The organism is Paenibacillus sp. TSM33, from assembly GCF_056099025.1.
In genome coordinates this window covers 10057-32917 of sequence record NZ_JBLZXB010000020.1, presented here as the reverse complement: position 1 = coordinate 32917, position 22861 = coordinate 10057, and the positions used below count along the sequence as shown (strand labels likewise).

General features: G+C 56.6%; 4 protein-coding genes. All 4 read left to right on the top strand.

Going from position 1 to position 22861, the window contains the following annotated elements; all coding sequences use genetic code 11:
* The first annotated feature begins 725 nt into the window (after positions 1-725).
* The 4 genes from ACN6NF_RS21800 (at position 726) to ACN6NF_RS21785 (ending at position 22724) form a co-directional block, all read left to right on the top strand.
* Positions 726-15716, top strand: a complete 14991-nt coding sequence (locus ACN6NF_RS21800; RefSeq protein ID WP_474319559.1) for an amino acid adenylation domain-containing protein — start codon at positions 726-728, stop codon at positions 15714-15716.
* A 153-nt stretch (positions 15717-15869) separates the two neighbouring features.
* Complete coding sequence (locus ACN6NF_RS21795; RefSeq protein WP_474319558.1) at positions 15870-19178, top strand: non-ribosomal peptide synthetase; 3309 nt, start codon at positions 15870-15872, stop codon at positions 19176-19178.
* Positions 19168-20994: an ABC transporter ATP-binding protein gene (locus ACN6NF_RS21790; protein WP_474319557.1), complete on the top strand. Its 1827-nt coding sequence runs from the start codon at positions 19168-19170 to the stop codon at positions 20992-20994. The genes ACN6NF_RS21795 and ACN6NF_RS21790 overlap by 11 nt, the downstream gene beginning before the upstream one ends.
* Positions 20991-22724: an ABC transporter ATP-binding protein gene (locus ACN6NF_RS21785; protein ID WP_474319556.1), complete on the top strand. Its 1734-nt coding sequence runs from the start codon at positions 20991-20993 to the stop codon at positions 22722-22724. The genes ACN6NF_RS21790 and ACN6NF_RS21785 overlap by 4 nt, the downstream gene beginning before the upstream one ends.
* Positions 22725-22861: the final 137 nt, after the last annotated feature.

Below are 22861 nucleotides of genomic sequence, written 5' to 3'. Positions count from 1 at the left end.
ACATTCTTGGAAATTTTGATATAATTCTACCTAGGTTACCTTTCCAATTATGATAGAAAATAGAATTAGATGGTTTTTATATCTATGCAAGTGAGAATATGTTGCTCCATGACGTCAGAAGGTTCAGAAAGGATGAAGCCAACCTTATCCCAATTCCAATGGAGGATGAAGCGCGTGAGCATTTTTGAAAAGATGTAATTCACTTCCAATATAAAGACTGTCCCGTTCATGCCATACGGAGCATTCTTTGAGCCTCATGCAGACCCATCGTCACATCTAATCGTCAGGAAAAGCTCACTACCCCGCAGCCGTATCTTTACTTATCCACACCAGACGGGGGAATACACAAATCGTACATAGAGTGTATCAATATCCCTTAAACATAGGCTTCGACAAAGGCAACTCCGGTGCCGAATCCGGAGGTACGGCCGACTTCCTGCTGGCCGGCCGGAACCCTACAGCAAGCCTTACATCGATGGGAGGAACATCCCTTGTCCATCCCCAAATCCAATTCCGAACCTAATGTTAAACCAAAGCCCGTCTTCGGGCGGCTCGTCCGCAGCAAGCATATTGAAGCACCCGCATCTCTTGCGTAGAACGATGCTCTTAGTTGTCTTTCACGCATAGCAGCCGAGTGGGACAGCTGCTAGGCAGAGGATTGCTGCATGCGATCAATCGGGCAAGCGAAGCGATGACCTGGCGAAAGCCATTGACCTTGTTGTCACATGTTTGAAAAGGCGGGGAGCGAGGCTGGAGCGTTGCTGCGGCATATGCTTAGCCGGATTGCTTTTACCGATGAAGAGAGGGGAACGATCCAGATGGCTTTTGAAAAAGAAACGTTGTTTTGGAACGAAAAATTCGGTAGCGACGATTATACCTTGACGCGGCTGCCTTACAGCAAAGCTCCAAGCTCCCTGGCGCCCATTATGACAACCGTCGGCGGGACGCTTTCGGAGGAAGTGGCGCAGCGCGTCCTTCAAATGAGCAAGGGCACTCCGCTGGCCACTTTTATGATTTTGCTCGCAGGTGTTCAATCGCTCTTACATAAATATACAGGCGCTTCTGACATTCTGGTCGGCATGCCGGTTGTACGGAAACCGACGGAGACGCGCCGATCCGTTAATCATACGATCATTTTGAAAAACTCGCTTTCGGCGGGTGCGACTTTTAAAACACTTCTGAGCGAGCTGAGGACTTCCTTGCCGGAAGCGATTCAGCATCAACATATTCCGTTCTTGAAAATGACGGAGAGGCTGGATCTGCAATATGCAGACGGGATACCCGTCGTCCATACGCTAGTATCCCTTAAGGAACTGCATCTGGACGAAATCGGGCAAAACGTGGTCACGGATTGTTCCTTTGAATTCAGCTTAACCGGCGGGACAATACAGCTAGCGCTGTCATATAACGAGCACTTATATGACTCCGAGTTCATGACTCGGGTCGTCGGCCATCTGAATCGCCTGCTGGCCGTAGGACTCCACGAGTTGGAGCTGGACATCGTGCGGGCGGACATGCTGTCGGAGGACGAGAAATTTCAATTGCTGCAAAGCTTTAACGATACCGAGAAGGACTATCCCCGTGATCGGACGATTCATCAGCTCGTGGAGGAGCAGGCGAAGCGGGTGCCCGAAGCGACGGCGGTTGTCTTTGAGGGGCGGCGGCTTTCGTACGCGGAGCTGAACGAACGGGCGAACCGGCTGGCGCGGACGCTGCGATCGGTCGGCGTGCTGCCCAATCAGCTGGTAGGCTTAATGGCTAGGAGATCGCTGGAGACGGTCGTTGGCATTCTGGCGGTTCTGAAAGCTGGCGGTGCCTACGTGCCAATCGACCCGGAATACCCGGAAGAACGTATCAGCTACATTCTGGAGAATTCGAACGCACAGCTGCTGCTGACTCAAAGGGAGCTGCTACAGCAGGTGCCGTTCGAAGGGACCGTGGTGGCGCTGGATGACGAGCAGGCCTACAGCGACGATGGCTCGAACCTGGAGCCGGCCAGCGGTCCGAATGATCTGGCTTATGTCATCTATACATCAGGTACGACGGGCAAACCCAAAGGGGTCATGCTGGAGCATCGCGGGCTGGTCAGCCTGAAACTGACGTTTGCCCATACGCTTCACACGACCGAACAGGATCGAGTGCTGCAATTCGCCAGCCTATCGTTCGATGCGTCGTGCTGGGAGATGTTCAACGCTCTGTATTTCGGGGCGACCTTATATATACCGTCAACCGAGACGATTTTGGATGATCAGCTGTTCGAACGTTTCATGAACGAGCATGCAATTACGATCGCCACTTTGCCGCCAACTTATGCGGCTTATTTGAATTCAGACCGCCTGCCGAGTCTGAGCAGGCTCATCACGGCGGGCTCCGCCGTTTCAGCCGAATTCGTGCAGCAGTGGAAAGACAAGGTACAGTACTATAACGCGTACGGTCCGACGGAAGCCTCGATCGCCACATCCGTGTGGGCGGCGTCTACGTATGACACCGAATTCAGAGCGATACCGATCGGACGTCCGATCTGGAACCATCGCTTGTATATACTGGGCGCACAGAATCAGCTGGCGCCTATCGGAGTGGAGGGAGAATTATGCATCGCGGGCGTCGGTCTCGCCCGGGGATATTGGAACCGGCCGGATCTGACGGCGGAGAAATTCATCGAACACCCGTTTGAGCCCGGAGAGAGACTGTACCGGACGGGCGACTTGGCCCGCTGGCTGCCGGACGGAAATATTGAGTACTTGGGCCGGATTGATCATCAGGTGAAAATCCGTGGATTCCGGATCGAGATCGGCGAGATTGAAGAGCAGCTTCTGAAGATCGACTCCGTGCAGGAGACGATCGTAATTGCGCGGGAAGGCAAAAGCGGGCAAGAACTGTGCGCTTACCTGGTCGCGGGCCGCACGCTTACGCTCGGCGAGCTGAGAAGCGCGCTGGCGCAAAAGTTGCCGAATTACATGATTCCGGCGCATTTTGTTCAGCTTCCGCGGATGCCGCTCACGCCGAACGACAAAATCGACCGCAAGGCTTTGCCTGCCCCGGAAGGAAACGCTCTGACCGGCGGCGCGTACGTAGCTCCCCGCAATGAAGCCGAGCGGACGCTTGCCGATGTTTGGCAGGCGGTATTAAACGCCGATCACGTTGGGGTAACGGATCATTTCTTCGAGCTGGGCGGAGACTCGATCAAGTCCATTCAAGTATCTTCACGGCTTCATCAAGCCGGGTACAAGCTGGAAATCCGGGATTTGTTCAAATATCCGACTATTTCACAGCTCAGCCTGCGTGTTAAACCGATCGGACGTACCATCGATCAAGGCGAAATAACGGGTGAAACGACGCTGACGCCGATTCAGCATTGGTTTTTTGAGAGCTTCTTTGCGGACACGCATCATTTCAACCAGTCGGTGATACTGTACCGGAAGGAACGCTTCGACGAAGAGACGGTGCGTCAGGTGCTGCAAAAGCTGGCTGAGCATCATGACGCCTTGCGGATGGTGTTCCGCAAAACGGAACAAGGGTTTAGCGCGCGGAACCGCGCGATTCAGGAAGGCGGGCTGTTCACACTGGACGTGTTCGACTTCAAGGATGCAGAGAATACCGCGCAGGCTGTGGAAGCGAAGGCAACGGACATTCAAGCGGGCATCGATCTAGAAAACGGGCCTCTCGTGAAGGCGGGACTGTTCCGATGCGCGGACGGCGATCATTTGCTGCTCGCGGTTCATCATGCCGTGGTGGACGGCGTGTCTTGGCGCATTTTGATGGAGGATTTCGCTCTGGGTTACGAGCAGGCCGGCAAAAGCGAGGAAATTCGTTTCCCGGCGAAAACGGATGCGTACCGCACTTGGTCCGAGCAGTTGGCCGCTTACGCGCAAAGCCCGGAGATGGCGAAGGAACGGGCCTATTGGCAGGCCGTGGAACAAATTACGGTTCCGACCTTGCCGAAGGATCTGGAGGCGGACGTTACGACGCAGCAGGACAGCGAATCGCTGTTCGTGCGTTTAACTCCTGAAGAAACGGAACTGCTGCTGAAGCGGGTTCACCGGGCCTACAACACCGAAATGAATGATATTTTGGTAACGGCGCTCGGCATAGCCGTTCGCAAGTGGACGGGACACGAACGGGTGCGGATCAATCTCGAAGGACACGGACGTGAAACGATTGGAACGGATATCGACATCACGCGCACAGTCGGCTGGTTTACGACCAAGTTTCCGGTCGTCCTGGAGCCGGAAACCGACCGGGATTTGGTTTATCAGATTAAACAGGTCAAGGAAAGCTTGCGCCGTATTCCGAACAAGGGGCTTGGGTACGGCGTATGCCGCTATCTCTCCAAATCGGAGGATGGCTTTGTTTGGGGCCCAGAGCCGGAAATTAATTTTAACTACCTAGGCCAGTTCGACGATGATGTCAATCAGGACGAGATCGGCATATCTTCTTATTCCAGCGGCAGCCCGGCCAGCGACCGGCAGGCCCGCAGCTTTGTGCTGGATATCAACGGCATGGTGCTGGACGGCGCTTTATCGCTCGATCTCAGCTACAGCCGGAAGCAGTATCGCAAGGAAACGATGGAAGCCTTCGCTCAGCGGCTTGAGCAAAGTCTCCGAGAGCTCATTACCCACTGCGCAGGCAAAGAAAACACCGAATTGACGCCGAGCGACGTGCAATTTAAAGGCTTGACCATCGCGGAATTGGAGCAAATCGCTCAGCGCTCGGGCCATCTTGGGGAAATCGAAAATATTTACTCGCTTACGCCGATGCAGAAGGGCATGTGGTTCCACAGCGCGCTTGACCGGCAAACGGCCGCTTACTTCGAGCAGACGCGGTTTACGATGCGGGGAGAGCTCGACGTCCAGCTTTTCGAGAGGAGCTGGATGGAGCTTGCGAAACGTCATCTGGTGCTGCGGGCGAATTTTGTGAAAGGACCAGCGGGCGAGCCGCTGCAAATCATATACCGCGACAAGCCGGTCGGCTTTGAATATGAAGAGCTGCTTCATTTGCAGTCGGACGAGAAACAAGCGTACCTGGATAAAAAAGCCGAGGATGACAAGCTTCGCGGCTTCGACCTGGAACATGATGCGCTCGTTCGGGTTACGATCCTGCGCACCGAAGAGCAAAACTATCATGTGCTGTGGAGTTTCCAGCATATTTTGATGGACGGCTGGTGCCTGCCGCAGCTGACGCAGGAGCTGTTTGAGACGTACTCGGCCTTGGCATCCGGCAAGCAGCCAGCGGGAGATAAGGGATCGGATTATGGCGCTTATATCGAATGGTTGGAGAAACAGGACGATCAGGCGGCATCCGGCTATTGGACGGCATTCCTGGCAGGTTATGAAGGGCAAACCGTACTCCCAGGACAAAAGGAACCGGCGCCAAACGGCAGATTTACGGCTGATCACGTCACCGTCGAGCTCGACAAGGACTTGAGCGAGCGAATGGACCGGGTGGCGAAACAGCGCCTGGTTACGGTCAATACACTGCTGCAAGCCGCTTGGGGCGTGATGCTGCAAAAATATAACGGGACAAACGATGCCGTATTCGGCAGCGTCGTAGCCGGAAGACCGGCGGAAATCCCGGGCATCGAGTCCATGATCGGGCTGTTCATCAATACGGTGCCGGTTCGCGTCACGAGCGAAGCGGACACCGTGTTCGCCGACCTGATGGCGAAGCTCCAAGAGCGGGCGCTGGAGTCTGGGCGTTATGATTACTATCCGCTGTATGAAATTCAAGCCCGCAGCGTGCAAAAGCAGAACCTGATCAACCATATCATCGCTTTCGAGAACTATCCGGTGGACGAGCAGATGGAGCAGGCGGGCGACCAGCAGCACGGCGACCTGACGATTGCTGACGTTCAGATGGAGGAGCAGACGAACTATAACTTCAACGTGACCGTGGTGCCGGGAGACGAGATTGAAATTCGGTTCGACTTTAACGCCGAGGTGTTCGATAAAGACAGCATCGAGCGGCTCAAGGGGCATCTGGTCCATCTGCTGGAGCAGGTGACGGATAACCCGGAAATTACAGTAGGCGAGCTGGAACTTGTGACGGAGGCGGAAAAGGCCGACCTTCTCGGACGTTTTAACGACACTACCACGGAATTTCCGCGCGGGAAGACGCTCATTCAATTGTTCGAAGAGCAGGCGGAGCGCAACCCGGATGCAGCTGCCATCTCCTTGAATGAGCAAGAGCTGACCTACCGCGAGCTGAACGAACGCGTCAACCGCCTTGCCCGTACCTTGCGTAGCCACGGGATATCCAAAGGCCGTCTGGTCGCCATTATGGCTGAGCGTTCCATCGAAATGGTGGTGGGCATGCTGGCGGCACACAAAGCCGGAGCGGCTTACGTACCGATTGACCCGGAATATCCCGAGGAGCGTATCCGTTTCTTGATCGAGGATTCGGGAGCGCAGGTCATGCTGACGCAAAGCCGCTTGAGCGAGCGCCTGGCGGGTTCGGACTCCGTGATCTTACTGGATGACGAGTCCTTCTATCACGAGGACGGCACAAATCTTAATCCGGGCACCGAAGCGACAGATCTGGCCTGCGTCATCTATACGTCAGGTACGACGGGCAAGCCGAAAGGCAACCTTGTTTCGCACCGCAACATCGTGCGGATCGTGCGAAATACGAATTATATCGACATCACCGAGCGGGATCATGTCCTCCAGCTTTCGAGCTATTCGTTCGACGGAGCGATTTTCGATATTTTTGGCGCTTTGACCAACGGGGCGCGGCTGGTGCTGGTTCCCCGCGAGACTTTGCTAGAAATCGGCCGACTGGCGGATCTCATCCAGCGCGAACGCATCTCGGTTATGCTGATTACGACGGCTTTCTTCAACGTCCTTGTAGATGTGAACGTCGACTGCCTGCGGGATGTCCGGGCGATTTTGTTTGGAGGAGAGCGCGTGTCGGTCGGCCATGTGCGTCGAGCGCTCGCCCATATCGGACCGGGTAGGCTTAACCACCTGTACGGCCCGTCGGAAAGCACGGTTTACACCACGTACCTTCCGGTCGACTTTGTCGATGAGTCGGCGGTTACCGTACCCATCGGACGGCCGATCAGCAATACGACGGTGTATATCGTCGACAGCCGGAATAAGCTTCTGCCGATCGGCGTGGCTGGAGAGCTTTGCGTCGGCGGAGAAGGCTTGGTACGGGGCTACAACAACCGGCCGGAGCTGACGGCGGAGAAATTTGTCGACAATCCGTTTGTGCCGGGAGAGCGCATGTACCGAACGGGGGATTTGGCGAAATGGCTGCCGGACGGCACGATCGAATACGTGGGACGGACGGACGACCAAGTGAAAATCCGCGGCTTCCGTATTGAACTGGGCGAGATCGAAGCTCAGCTTCAGAAAGTGGAGGGAATTCGGAAAACGACGGTATTCGCGAGGGAAAACGCCTCCGGCGAGAAGCAGCTTTGCGCCTATTATGAAGCGGACCGCGAGCTTCCGGCGGCCGAGTTGAAGAGCATGATTTCCCAGGAACTGCCGGCCTACATGATCCCGGCGTACCTGATCCAGTTGGAGCGGCTCCCGCTGACGGCGAACGGCAAGGTCGACCGCCGATCCCTTCCGACGCCGGAGGAGAGCTTGCAGCCGGGCGAAGGACGTACTCCGCCTCGGACTCCGCTGGAAGCCAGCTTGGCCGGAATTTGGAAAAGCGTACTCGGATTGGAGCACATCGGCGTTCATGACAACTTCTTCGACCTGGGCGGCCATTCCCTGCGGGCGACGACACTGGTGAGCAAGGTGCATCAGGAGCTGAACGTCGAGCTGCCTCTGCGCGACGTATTCCGCTACTCGACGATCGAAGAGATGGCTCTCGCCATCACCCGGATCGGAGAGCAGTCATTCTCGTCGATTCCGCTGGCAGGCGTAAGAGCATATTATCCGCTTTCCTCAGCTCAGAAGCGGCTGTTTATCCTGAATCAGCTAGAAGGGTCCGATCAGAGCTACAACATGCCGGGCGTGCTGCTGCTGGAAGGATCGATTGACCGGAGCCTGCTGGAGAAGGCTTTCCGCGGACTGATCGTACGGCACGAAACGCTACGAACCGGCTTTGAGATCGTACAAGGCGAAGCAGTACAGCGCATTTACGAGAGCGTCGACTTTGCCGTCGAGTACCGTCATGCGAGCGAGGAAGAAGCGCCTGAAGTCGTGCAGGCCTTCATCCGACCTTTCGACTTGGCGAAGCCTCCGCTGCTGCGGGTGGAGCTCGTAGAGCTCGCAACCGAACGTTATTTGCTGATGTTCGACATGCACCATATCGTCTCCGACGGGGTTTCGATGGACGTGTTAGTCGAGGAACTCGTTCGTCTGTACGGTGGCGAGTCATTAGAGCCTTTGCGCATTCAATACAAGGACTATGCGGTATGGCAGCAGTCGGACGAGCAAAAAGCGCAGTTGAAACGCGAGGAAGCTTACTGGCTGGACCGTTACCGGGGTGAACTGCCGGTTCTGGAAATGCCGACGGACTATCCGCGTCCTGCCGTGCAGAGCTTTGAGGGACAAACACTGACGTCCTTCGTGGACGAGGCAACGAACGAAGGCTTGAAGCAACTGGCCGCTCAAAGAGGAACGACGCTGTATATGGTGCTGCTTGCGGCATATACCGTGCTTTTGCATAAATACACAGGTCAGGACGATTTGATCGTCGGAACGTCGATTGCGGGCAGAACGCACGGAGACATGCAGCCTTTGATCGGAATGTTCGTCAATACGCTGGCGCTCCGCAATTATCCGGCTTCGGAGAAGACCTTCCTGTCGTATCTGGAAGAAGTGAAAGAAACGACTTTAGGTGCTTACGAGCATCAGAATTATCCGTTCGAAGAGCTCGTCGATAAAGTGCAGGTCAGCCGGGATTTGAGCCGCAACCCGCTGTTTGACACGATGTTCTCCCTGCAAAACTTGGAGGATAAAGAGTTTGAGCTGGAAGGGCTGAAATTGTCCCCGTACCCTAGCGAATACGGTACGGCCAAGTTCGACCTGAGTGTGGATGTTACGGAAGAAAACGGCGGCCTGGAGTGTAGCTTTGAATTCGCAACGGCTCTTTATAAAGAAAGCACGATCCGGCGGCTGTCGACTCATTTCGGACATTTGCTTGTGGCGATCGTAAGCCGTCCGGATGCGAAGATCGCCGAGCTGAACTTGCTGACGGCAGAGGAAAAAGAACAAATTCTCGGCGCGTTTAACCAGGCGCAGCCGGAATCGGCTCCTGCGGCCGCGTTCCACCGGCTATTTGAGGAACAGGCGGAGCGCACGCCGGAAGAGACGGCCGTCGTGTACGAGAACGACCAGCTGACGTATGCAGAGCTGAACGAGCGGGCAAACCGCTTGGCGGCCACGCTGCGCGCAAGCGGCATCGGCCGGGAGACGATCGTCGGCATTCTCGCTGAGCGTTCGGTGGACTTGCTGGTGGCCGTGCTGGCCGTCTGGAAAGCGGGCGGGGCGTATGTACCGCTCGACCCGGATTACCCGGCGGAGCGTGTGCGGTTCATGCTCGAAGACAGCGGAGCGAAGGTGTTGCTGACGCAAACACTGCTGCGAGAGCGTGCTGAAGCCTGGCTCGGCGAAGAGGAGCTGGCGCTGGCGGCGGTGCTATACCTCGACGACGAAACTTCGTACAGTGAGGAGCGGACGAATGCGCCGATTGTCTCCGGCATTTCCAGCAAGCTGACGGATGCTGTGGACGACGGTGATGAGAGCCATCAGAATGTTGGCACCGACAGCTTCCATGAAGCCCGTCCGGAGGATCTGGCGTACGTGATCTATACGTCGGGAACGACGGGCAAGCCGAAGGGCGTGATGGTCGAGCACCGCAGCCTGGTGAACACGGCGGCGGGCTACCGACGGGAATACCGGTTGGATCAGTTCCCGGTGCGGCTGCTGCAGCTCGCAAGCTTCTCGTTCGACGTGTTCGTGGGAGATATCGCACGGACGCTGTACAACGGAGGCACGATGGTGATTGTGCCGAAGGACGACCGGATTGATCCGTCTCGTCTGCACCACTGGATGGAGCGGGAACGGGTCACCATCTTCGAATCGACACCGGCGCTGATCGTGCCGTTCCTGGAGTACGTGCACGAGCAGCGGCTAGATATGAGCGGGATGGAGCTGTTGATCACGAGCTCGGACAGCTGCAGCGTGGCGGATTACCGGACCTTGCAGGAACGCTTCGGCTCGTTGTTCCGAATCATTAACGCATACGGCGTGACGGAAGCGGCGATCGACTCCAGCTTCTATGACGAGCCGCTGGCGAAGCTGCCACAGACAGGCAATGTGCCGATCGGTAAAGCGTGGCTGAATGCGAAATTCTACATCGTGGACGCGCACCTGAATCCGGTGCCGGTCGGGGTGCTGGGCGAACTGGTCATCGGCGGAGTCGGAGTGGCGCGCGGGTACTTGAACCGTCCGGAGCTGACAGAAGAGAAGTTCGTAGACAGTCCGTTCGCCGCGGGCGAGCGGCTGTACCGCACAGGAGACTTGGCGCGGTGGATGGAGGACGGGAACGTGGACTTCATCGGTCGGATCGACAACCAGGCGAAAATCCGGGGCTACCGGATCGAGACGGGTGAGATCGAGTCGCAGCTGCTGCGGGTGGAAGGCGTGCGCGAAGCGATGGTGCTGGTTCGAAGTGACGCGAACGGGCAGAAAGCGCTATGCGCGTATTACACGCCGGATACCGGAGCGGAGCTGGCGGTGAACGATCTGCGCGGCGCGCTGGCGCAGGAGCTGCCGGGGTACATGATCCCGTCGTACTTCGTGGAGCTGGAGCGCCTGCCTCTGACGCCGAACGGAAAGATTGACCGGAAGGCGCTACCGGCCCCGGAAGGGGAAGCGGGAAGCGGAACGGAGTACGTCGCACCGCGCAATGAGCTGGAAACGAAGCTGGCGGCGATTTGGCAGGAGGTGCTGGGGCTTGCGAAGGAGATTGGCGTTCACGACAATTTCTTCGACATCGGCGGACACTCCCTGCGGGCGACGACGCTGGTCAGCAAGATTCATAAAGAGTTGAACGTGGATCTGCCGCTGCGCGACGTGTTCCGCCATTCCACCATCGAGAGCATGGCGGCCGCCATTTCTCGGCTGGATGAGCAGACATTCGTTGCCATTCCGGTGGCGGATGACCGAGAGGTGTACCCGCAATCTTTTGCTCAAAAACGTCTCTTTATCCTGAATCAACTGGAAGGCGCGGAGCTTAGCTACAACATGCCGGAAGCGATGCTGCTGGAGGGTGCTTTGGACCGGGCAAGGTTCGAAGAAACATTCCGTAAGCTCGTGGCGCGGCATGAAACGCTGCGCACCGGGTTCGAAATGGTGGATGGCGAAGCATCGCAGCGGATTTACCAGGACGTGAATTTTGCCGTGGAGTTCTATCGAGCGGATGAGCAAGAGGCCGAAGAGACAGTTCGTCGTTTCGTCCGTCCGTTTGACTTGACGAAGCCTCCGCTGCTGAGGGTAGGCCTTGTCGAGCTGGCTCCGGAACGCCATATTCTAATGTACGACATGCATCATATCGTATCTGACGGCGTCTCGATGGAAATCTTTGTTGAAGAATTCGTCCGCTTGTACGGCGGCGAGCAATTGGAGCCTCTGCGCATTCAGTACAAAGATTACACCGTTTGGCAGCATTCGCAGGAGCAGAAGGAACGGCTTCAGCGTCAGGAGGCATACTGGCTGGACATGTTCCAAGGCGAGCTTCCGGTGCTGGAAATGCCGACCGACCATCCGCGTCCGGCCGTGCAGAGCTACGAAGGCCAAACGCTGGAGTTTTTCTTCGACGCTTCGAAAACCGACGGCCTGAAGCAGCTGGCCTCGGAAACGGGCACGACGCTGTTTATGGTGCTGCTTGCGGCGTATAACGTCCTTTTGCATAAATATTCAGGTCAGGAAGACGTGATCGTCGGTACGCCGATTGCTGGAAGGAATCATGGAGATGTGCAGCCGTTGATCGGGATTTTCTTAAACACGCTGGCTATCCGCAGTTATCCGGCTTCGGAGAAGACATTCCTGTCATACCTGAACGAAGTCAAAGAAACGACCCTCCACGCCTTCGAGCATCAAAACTATCCGTTCGAAGAATTGGTGGACAAGGTGCAAGTCACCCGTGATTTAAGCCGCAATCCGCTCTTCGACACGCTGTTTACGATGCAGAATACGGAGAATGAGGAATTTGAGCTGGAAGGGCTTCGCCTGATTCCTTATCCGAGCGCACTGGATACCGCGAAGTTTGATATCAGCTTGGATGTGGGCGAGGAGAACGGTGGCTTGGATTACAGCTTCGAATATGCGACGGCTCTCTACAAAAGGGAGACGATCGAACGGCTGGCGAAACATTACGAACAGCTGCTCGTAACGATCGTAAGCCGTCCGGATGCGAAGATCGCCGAGCTGAACTTGCTGACGGCAGAGGAAAAAGAACAAATTCTGGGCGCGTTCAACCCGGTGCAACCGGAAGCGGCTTCTGCGGCTGCGTTCCACCGGCTGTTCGAAGAACAGGCGGAGCGCACGCCGGAAGCGGAGGCCGTTGTGTACGAGAACGACCGGCTGACGTATGCGGAGCTGAACGAGCGGGCGAACCGCTTGGCGGCCACGCTGCGCGCAAGCGGCATCGGCCGGGAGATGATCGTCGGCATTCTCGCCGAGCGTTCGGTGGACTTGCTGGTGGCCGTGCTGGCCGTCTGGAAAGCGGGCGGGGCGTATGTACCGCTCGACCCGGATTATCCGGCGGAGCGTGTGCGGTTCATGCTCGAAGACAGCGGAGCGAAGGTGCTGCTGACGCAAACACTGCTGCGAGAGCGTGCCGAAGACTGGCTCGGTGAAGAGGAGCTGACGCTGGAGGCGGTGCTGTACCTGGACGACGAAGCGTCGTACAGCGAGGAACGGGCGAATGCGCCGATTGTCTCCGGCATTTCCAGCAAGCTGACGGATGCTGTGGACGACGGTGATGAGAGCCCTCAGAATGTTGGCACCGACAGCTTCCATGAAGCCCGTCCGGAGGATCTGGCGTACGTGATCTATACGTCGGGAACGACGGGCAAGCCGAAGGGCGTGATGATCGAGCACCGCAGCCTGGTGAACACGGCGGCGGGCTACCGGCGGGAATACTGGTTGGATCAGTTCCCGGTGCGGCTGCTGCAGCTCGCAAGCTTCTCGTTCGACGTGTTCGTGGGAGATATTGCGCGGACGCTGTACAACGGAGGCACGATGGTGATTGTGCCGAAGGACGACCGGATTGATCCGTCTCGTCTGCACTACTGGATTGAGCAGGAGCGGGTCACCATCTTCGAATCGACGCCGGCGCTGATCGTGCCGTTCCTGGAGTACGTGCACGAGCAGCGGCTAGATATGAGCGGGATGGAGCTGTTGATCACGAGCTCGGACAGCTGCAGCGTGGCGGATTACCGGACCTTGCAGGAACGCTTCGGCTCGTTGTTCCGAATCATCAACGCATACGGCGTGACGGAAGCGGCGATCGACTCCAGCTTCTACGACGAGCCGCTGGCGAAGCTGCCGCAGACAGGCAATGTGCCGATCGGCAAAGCGTGGCTGAATGCGAAATTCTACATCGTGGACGCGCACCTGAATCCGGTGCCGGTCGGAGTGCTGGGCGAGCTGGTCATCGGCGGAGTCGGAGTGGCGCGCGGGTACTTGAACCGTCCGGAGCTGACAGAAGAGAAGTTCGTAGACAGCCCGTTCGCCGTGGGCGAGCGGCTGTACCGCACAGGAGACTTGGCGCGGTGGATGGAGGACGGGAACGTGGACTTCATCGGCCGGATCGACAACCAGGCGAAAATCCGGGGCTACCGGATCGAGACGGGCGAGATCGAGTCGCAGTTGCTGCGGGTGGAAGGCGTGCGCGAAGTGGTGGTGCTGGTTCAAAGTGACGCGAACGGGCAGAAGGCGCTATGCGCGTATTACACGCCGGATACCGGAGCGGAGCTGGCGGTGAACGATTTGCGCGGCGCGCTGGCGCAGGAGCTGCCGGGGTACATGATCCCGTCGTACTTCGTGGAGCTGGAGCGCCTGCCTCTCACGCCGAACGGAAAGATTGACCGGAAGGCACTACCGGCGCCGGAAGGGGAAGCGGGAAGCGGAACGGAGTACGTCGCACCGCGCAATGAGCTGGAAACGAAGCTGGCGGCGATTTGGCAGGAGGTGCTGGGGCTTGCGAAGGAGATTGGCGTTCACGACAACTTCTTCGACATCGGCGGCCACTCCCTGCGAGCGACGACGCTGGCAGGCAAGGTATTTAAGGAATTAAACGTCAACCTGCCGCTGCGCGACGTATTCCGTCATTCGACGATTGCGGCGATGGCCGAGGCGATCGCCCGGATGGAACGGCGGGAGCATGAGGCCATTCCTCAAGCGGAGGAGAGAGAGTACTACCCTCTGTCCTCCGCGCAGAAACGGCTGTTCATTCAGCACACGCTGGATGGAGCGGATCAGCTTTACAACATGCCGGAGCTGGTGCAGGTGGAAGGCGAGTTTGATTTAAACCGGTTGGAAGCCGCCTTGCGGAAGTTGATAACACGGCATGAATCGCTGCGCACCGGTTTTGAAATCGTGAAGGGCGAAGCGGTTCAGCGGATTTACCCGCAGGTCGATTTTGCGATCGAGCATCATCAAGCGGATAAAGAGGATGCGGCTCAAATCGAGCAGATCGTCCGCAGCTTCATTCGACCGTTTGATCTCGGCAAGCCGCCGCTGCTGCGCGCCGGGGTCATCGAGCTGGAGCCGAACCTGCATATTCTCCTTTTCGACATGCACCATATGGTGTCCGACGGTGTATCGATGGCGATTGTGATCGATGAGTTCTCAAGTTTCTACGCCGGGGAAGAACTGCCGCCACTGCGCATTCAATACAAGGATTATGCCGTTTGGCAGCAGTCGAAGGCCCACCGAGAGCGGATCGGGCGGCAGGAAGCGTACTGGCTGCAAACCTTTGAAGGCGAGCTGCCGACGGCGGACCTGCCGATCGACTACGAACGGTCCGCGGCTCGCAGCTACGAAGGCGCGCATCTGGAGTTCGACGTCGAAGCTTCTCTCTCTGCGCGGCTGCGCGAATTGGCGGCCGAGCGTGAAAGCACACTGTTCATGGTGCTGCTTGCGGCTTATACCGTGCTGCTGTCCAAGTACAGCGGGCAGGAGGACTTGATCGTGGGCACCCCGGTGGCGGGAAGAACGAACGCCGATTTGGAACCGGTCATCGGGATGTTTGTCAATACGCTGGCGATCCGAAATCGTCCTTCGGGCGACAAGACGTTCTTGTCCTACCTGGAAGAAGTGAAGGAAACGGCTTTGGGAGCTTTCGAGAACCAGGATTATCCATTCGAGGAGCTCGTGGAGCGTTTGAATGTTAAGCGGGAGCCGGGCCGCTTCCCACTGTTCGATGCCGTTTTTGACTTGCAAAATATCGAAGAACGAGACGCCGAGCTGGAAGGGGTCAGCCTGAAGACTTACGAGCTTGACCATTTGGAAGAAGCGAAGTTCGATCTGACACTGTTTATGTATGAAAACAATGGGGCGCTGAGCGGGGGCTTTTTCTACGCCACCAAGCTGTTCAAAGAAGCGATGATCCGCACCTTGACCGAGGATTACCTGCGGGTACTGTCTCAAATTGCGGAAAATCCACAACTCGAGCTAAGCCAGATTGAATGCCATAAACCGACGGCAGGTGCAAAGAGTGCCGTCGATACGATCGAATTCGCGTTCTAATCCTACAAGCGCGCCTCCGCCGTCAACGAAAGCGGCGCGCATCCCAAGGAAGACGGCGAACAACGTCCAAGCCCGTAAACGCGGAGGCCGAAAGCAAACTTTTTCGGACCTGCGCCGGGGCATGCGGTCACTTCATTTTTAGGGGAGGTACGAATGAAATCTTTGTTTGAAAAGGAAGAACGGTACTGGAGCGGCAAGTTTGACGCCGATGACAGCCTGAGCTTCCTTCCCTACAGTCAATCCTCCAAATTATCGGCCGACGGGGAAGCTGCGGCCGAGCCGGGCTTGCTTCATCGTACTCTGCCGAGCGAAATCTCGGAGAGAATCATTTGCCTCGCCAACGGTTCGGATTTGGCTTTGTACATGATTGTTTTGGCAGGAGTAAAAAGCCTGCTGTTCAAATATACCGGGAGGGACCAAGTGCTGGTCGGCATGCCTTCTTATAGCGCAGACCCCGACGGGACTCCGCCGCCGCATGACATCTTGGTGATCAAGACGTCCGTAAGCCGCCAGACTACGCTGAAAACGCTGCTCGGGGGCATCAAAGCTTCCATCGGCGAGGCGCTGGAGCATCAGCACCTGCCTTTTCGGAAAATGGTGGAGCCGCTCCATCTGGACTATACGGGGGACGGCCTCCCGGTCGTCAACACCGTCGTATCCTTCGCCCCGATTCATCCGGAACCGCTGGTTAACCGGGTGGCGGCCGATACGTTTTTTCGCTTCGACCGCCAAAACCACTCCATCGAGCTGGAAATAAGCTTTGACGGGCAGCGGTACGAGCGGGCATTTGTGGAACAGGCGGTCGACCATCTTGTTCGGCTGCTGTCCGTGCTTTTATTTCAGCCGGATCTGGAGCTCGGACAAGCCGATGTGCTGTCCCCAGACGAGAGGGAGACGCTGCTGAAGCGATTTAATGACACCGAAACCGGGTTCGAGCGGGGGAAAACGATTCACGGCTTGTTTGAAGAACAGGCGGAGCTTTACCCGGACAACGTGGCCGCCGTCATGAACGAGCGGCAGCTGACCTACCGCGAGCTGAACGAGCGATCCAACCGCCTTGCGCGGAAGCTGCGGGAGACGGGAGTAGAAGCGGACCAGCTGGTAGCGATTCTGGCCGAACGCTCGCTCGATATGGTCGTTGGCATTCTGGCGATTCTCAAAGCGGGCGGAGCATACGTGCCTGTCGATCCCGACTACCCGGAGGAGCGCATCCGCTTCATGATCGAGGATTCGGGCGCGCCGTTATTGCTGATTCAAAAGCATCTGCACGAGAAGACCGACTTCGCAGGAACGCGCCTCGAATTGGACGACTTCGTTTGGGGTGACAGAGGGACGGACTCGGAAGGTGCGCTGGACGCTTCGAACCTGAAGCCGATTTCCGGGCCAGTCAACCTGGCTTATGTCATCTACACGTCAGGAACGACCGGCAGACCGAAAGGAACGCTGATCGAGCATAAGAACGTCGTGCGCCTCCTGTTCAACGACAAGAACCTGTTCGACTTCGGGCCGTCCGACACGTGGACGCTGTTTCACTCGTTCTGCTTCGATTTCTCCGTCTGGGAAATGTACGGGGCGCTGCTGAACGGAGGCAAGCTGGTCATCGTACCGCCGCTCACAGCGAAAAATCCAGCCGATTTCCTGACGCTGCTGGGCCGCGAACAGGTCACGATTTTGAACCAGACGCCAACGTACTTCTACCAGCTGCTGCGTAAGGTCTTGGCGGACCATCCGTATGATCTGCGGATTCGCAACGTCATCTTCGGGGGCGAAGCGCTGAGTCCGCTGCTGCTCAAGGGCTTCAAGACGAAGTACCCAGAGACAAAGCTGATCAATATGTACGGCATTACCGAGACGACTGTTCACGTTACGTATAAGGAAATCACATGGGTCGAAATTGAGGCGGCGAAGAGCAATATCGGCAAGCCGATCCCGACGCTGAGCGTGTACGTCCTTGATGAAAACCGCCGCCCTGTGCCGATCGGCGTAGCGGGCGAAATGTACGTGGCCGGGGAAGGCCTTGCGAGAGGATACCTGAACCGCCCGGATCTGACGGCGGAGAAGTTCGTCGATTCCCCGTTTGCAGAGGGGGAGAAACTGTACCGCTCGGGCGACTTGGCGGCTTGGCTACCGGACGGCAACATCGAATATCTGGGTCGGATCGATCACCAGGTCAAAATCCGCGGTTACCGGATCGAACTGGACGAAATCGAGACGCAGCTGCTGAAGATCGCCGCCGTGCAAGAAGCCAAGGTGCTCGACCGCGACGATGCGAACGGCCAAAAGCAGCTTGTCGCTTACTACGTCGCGGAAACGAGGCTGGCGGCGCATGAACTCAAGGAGGAGCTCGCCAAGCAGCTTCCGGGGTATATGATTCCTTCGCATCTTGTGCAGCTTTCGCGGATGCCGCTGACCCCGAATGGGAAAATTGACCGCAAAGCGCTGCCCGCGCCAGAGGAATCTGCGGCCGGAGGAACGGAATATGTCGCGCCGAGAACGCTGCTCGAAATGAAGATCGCCCGCGTCTGGCAGGATACGCTTGGCGTTCCGAAGGTCGGCGTAAAGGATAACTTTTTTGAGTTGGGTGGCAATTCGTTAAGTCTGATGAGGCTCGTTCAAGCCGTTTACGATGAAACGGGCATCGAGATACCGCTGAACCGCCAATTCCACAATGTAACAGTTGAAGCCATGGCTTTCGGCGAGTCGGATCTCGGCCTGGATAAAGGGGGAGACTCCTTCATTAAACTGAATAAAGCAGGAGATCTGAACGTGTTCTGCTTCCCTCCGGGTAGCGGCTTCGGCATCGGTTACCGAGAGCTCGCAAGCAGGCTCGACGGCCGGTTCGTGCTCTACGGCATTGATTTTATCGACGATGCCGTCGATTACGAGGCCATGCTGAACCGTTATGTGGACGAGATCGTCCGCATCCAGCCGGAAGGACCTTACGTGCTGCTTGGCTACTGCTTCGGAGGCAACCTGACGTTCGAGGTAGCCAAAACGATGGAGAAAAGAGGGTATTCCGTAACGGACGTACTCATGGTGGACTCGTGGATTAAGGACACGCTGACACCTTCCGAAACGTCGGAGAAAGAGCTTGAAGAAACGCTTGCCGATTTCGACGAAGAAGAGAAGGAATTAATGAGCAACCCGCTCGTGCGGGAGCGGGTTCATCGGAAGGTCAAAGCGACCTTAGCGTATGAAGCGCAGCTTATTAATTCCGGCACGATCCCGGCCAGGATTTACGAACTGATTGCGAAGGACAGCGAAGCGTTCCGCCTGGAGCACCAATTGCCTTCCTGGCAGGGGGCAACGACGCAAGCTTACGCCGATTACCGGCTGGAGGGCGCGCACGAGGAATTGCTGGAACTCGCGCGCGTGGAAGAAACGGCCGTCGTCATCCGGGACATCTTAGAGCAAGTCAAGCGGCAGATCGAAGCGGAGGACGGGGTACTGCATGGAAGCTGACCGCCAGCCGTCTGTTCTAGAACAAGACACAGCGGCGCCTTCCAAGCGCCAAACCGCTTACGCCGCCTGGAAAGCGTTCCGCTGGCTGATGTCCTATGTAAGCCGTCACAAAGGCTGGATGATCGTCGGTGTTTTGTCCGCGATTGCCGCCGCCGTTATTGAGATATGGACGGGAAGTTTGATGGAGCAGCTGACCACCCAGGCCGAGAAGGGGGCGGGGCCAGTCGTTCTGCAAATCGTGTACGCGGTCTTTGTGGTCATCTTGATCGGTGTGCCGGCGAAGTTTTTCATGAGCTTCGGCGTGGAGCGAAGCAGCGCCTCTGCGGTGCAGGATATCCGCAACCATGTCATGCGTCATACCGGCAAACTTCCGGTCTCCTATTTGGAAAAGCAGCACTCCGGCGACGTATTGTCGCGGATCAACAACGACCTGCAGCTCATCCAGCAGTTTATGATTCGGGACCTCGCTCAGTGGTTTTATCATCCGCTGTTGTTCATCGGCTGTTTTGCTTATTTGATCTACCTCCAATGGGAGCTGATGCTGTACAGCCTACTGTTATTTCCCGTAGCGCTGCTGGTTTCCCAATGGATCGGCAAGCAGTTGGAGCGGTTGACGGAGGAAGCCCAGGCGAACATGGGTCGAATGAACGTCAACCTCCAGGATACGCTTGGGGGTATGCCTATTGTAAAAAGCTACCTGCTATCCGGCATGTTATCTCGCTCCTACCAAGTGCTGCTGCAATTGACGGCCCAAAAAAAGCTGGCCGTGAAAAAGCGGGAAGCCTGGGTCAACCCGCTGCTTTCCACGCTGATGATCAGCCCGATCATTTTCGCCGTCAGTTACGGAAGTTATTTGATCTACAAAGGGCAGCTAGGCGCGGGAGAGCTGATCGCCTTCCTGTACTTGCTGAATCTGTGTCTGGAGCCGCTGGAGCATATTCCCGAACTCATCACGCGGACGTTCGAAATGACCGGTGCCCTGAGAAGGATCTCCGAGATCGTCGAGCAGCCGACCGAAACGGAAAATGGCCGTTCGCTATCGAAAGCGAGCGCCACCCCCATCGAGTTTCAGAACGTAACCTTCGGGTATGAGGGGAGTTCCCCGATCCTGCGGAATGTTAGCTTCTCGGTGCCGGAAGGGAAGACGATCGCGCTTGTCGGAGCTAGCGGCGGAGGGAAGAGCACGGTGTTTAAGCTTGTATGCGGCTTTTATCCGCTTGCGGAGGACCAGGGCGAGATCCGCGTGTTCGGCAGCCTGATCCACGGCGCCGATCTGGAGCAGCTTCGGTCGCATTTTTCCGTGGTGACCCAGGATTCATATTTGTTTAGCGGCACGATCGCTGAAAATATAGGCTACGGGCGGGAAGTAGCGTCGATGGACGAGATTATCGAAGCCGCCAAAGCCGCTCAGGCGCATTCCTTCATTATGCAGCTTCCCGACGGCTACCAGACGTATGTCGGAGAGCGCGGAGGCTTTTTGTCCGGCGGGCAGCGCCAGCGCATTGCAATGGCCCGGGCTTTTCTGAAGGATGCTCCCGTTCTGCTGCTGGACGAGCCAACGTCGGCTCTTGATCCGGAGTCGGAAAGCGCGGTTCAGGAAGCGCTGGGCGTATTGATGAAGCAGAGAACGACGATGATTATTGCCCACCGGCTTTCTACAGTACAAAACGCCGACGAAATTTGGGTCATGGAACAGGGGAGTATTGTTGAAAAGGGCACTCATGAACAATTGCTTAAGATGAAGGGACTGTACGCCCAGTCGTACTATCAGGAATTTACCGAGTCTGCCGAACGCAGGGAGGTGGCGTACACATGAAAAAGGGCGGATGGCTCTCGCAAGTGAAAGAACTCGGCTACTTGCTGATGTTTATGAACCGCAAGCGCAAAACCCAGTACGCCATTGGCCTAGCCGTGACGGCGCTCACCCAGACATTGTTCCTGATCGCCTTCAGCTTGGTCGTACATAACTTGGTTGATTTCGCCGTGTCCCGAGATACGTCCCTGATGGTGGAAGCCTTTATTATTTTGGGCGTGGCCTTGTTCCTGGAAAATGTGATTTCTCCCTGGTTCATTTACTTATACCAGCGCAGTGTCGAGCTGACTGTGTTGAATATCCGCGAACGTCTTTATGACAAGCTGTGCCGGGTGCGGCCGAGATTCCTGGAGCAGACGCACCATGGGGACTTGCTGTCGCGGGTGAACAACGACGTAACGACCGTTGAGTTTACATTCTCGCAGGTTTACTTTGTTTTGCTGCTTCAAGTTGTCTTTTGCATCGGCTCCATTGTCTCTATGGTGTTGATCGATTGGCGGTTTGCTGGCGTATCCTTCGTTATTCTGCTGCTGTCCTCCGTGGTCAGCCTGAAATTTGCGCGGGATATTCGCGCCTTGTCCGAACAAGGCTTGCAAACGCTCGGTAAAATGACCGAAAAATTCAAAGATTTTATGGGCGGCATTCAAATTGTGAAGCTGTTCCGCATCCGCACGATTTACGGGCAGTACGAGGCGTTGAACGAACAAATGACGCAGACGCTTCGGCAAACCGCGCAGAAGAACGGCATGCAGGCTGCAGTGAATCATTTTATCAGCTACGTCACGTTCTGCGGCATCATCGTCATCGGCAGTCTTCTTTATGCCTACGGACTGATGGGAATGGGAAGTGTCGCTGCCCTGGCGGTTCTGCAAGTGAATCTGACGCACGCCTTATTGAACTTGGGGATGGTTCTGTCGATGACCCAAAATTCGCTCGCGGCCGCTCACCGGATTCAAGAGGTACTAAGAGAGGAAGAGGAACCGGAGCATTTGGGATCTCCTCACAGCGAGCTCGTGTCGGAGGCTGCGGTGGAGTTTCGCGATGTGGAATTTTCCTATCAGGCGGATAAAAAGGTGCTTGTCGACATCTCCATGCAGGTGTTTCCCGGCCAGGTCGCCGCTATCGTGGGAGCCAGTGGCAGCGGCAAAAGTACGCTGATCAAGCTGCTGCTCGGCTTTTATCCTGTGGACAGCGGAGAAATCCTGCTCCAAGGCAAGCCGTTCGGCCATTACACGCTGGACGAAATCCGCAGGCAGATTGCATACGTTCCGCAGGAGCCGTTCTTGTTTACCGGCACGATTGAGGAAAACATCCGCTACGGTAACCCAGATGCAACGGATGAAGAAGTGATCGAAGCGGCCAAAGCGGCGTACGCTCACCATTTCATTCAGGAACTTCCTGAACAGTATAAAACACCGGTGGGAGAGAGAGGAGCGTCGTTGTCGGGCGGACAAAGGCAGCGAATTGCGATCGCCCGGGCGATTCTCAAAAACGCCCCGATTCTGCTGCTGGACGAAGCGACTTCCGCACTGGATAACGAATCCCAGCATTGGGTACAGCAGGCCCTGAACGTATTGATGAAGGGACGCACCACCATTCTGATCGCCCACCGTCTCAGCACCGTGGAACATGCGGATTTGATTACCGTCATGAACCAAGGGGCGGTCGTCGAGCGGGGCCGCCATCAGGACCTGATGGCGCTCGGGGGTTATTACGCCCGGCTGTACGGCTAGACCCACTTTATGGCGGGCGGCTTCCTGCTTGCGAATGTGACAGAGTCTTTTAGTAATCCAAGGTATTACTTTATAACCGGTAGTTACCAGAAAACGTAGACACGAAAAAGGAGGAAGAGTCCGAAGGAGCCGTTCCG

Excerpts from the sequence above, each read along its gene's own strand:
- ACN6NF_RS21800 (WP_474319559.1), top strand. The coding sequence starts at position 726 with ATGTTTGAAAAGGCGGGGAGCGAGGCTGGAGCGTTGCTGCGGCATATG.
- ACN6NF_RS21795 (WP_474319558.1), top strand. The coding sequence starts at position 15,870 with ATGAAATCTTTGTTTGAAAAGGAAGAACGGTACTGGAGCGGCAAGTTT.
- ACN6NF_RS21790 (WP_474319557.1), top strand. The coding sequence starts at position 19,168 with ATGGAAGCTGACCGCCAGCCGTCTGTTCTAGAACAAGACACAGCGGCG.
- ACN6NF_RS21785 (WP_474319556.1), top strand. The coding sequence starts at position 20,991 with ATGAAAAAGGGCGGATGGCTCTCGCAAGTGAAAGAACTCGGCTACTTG.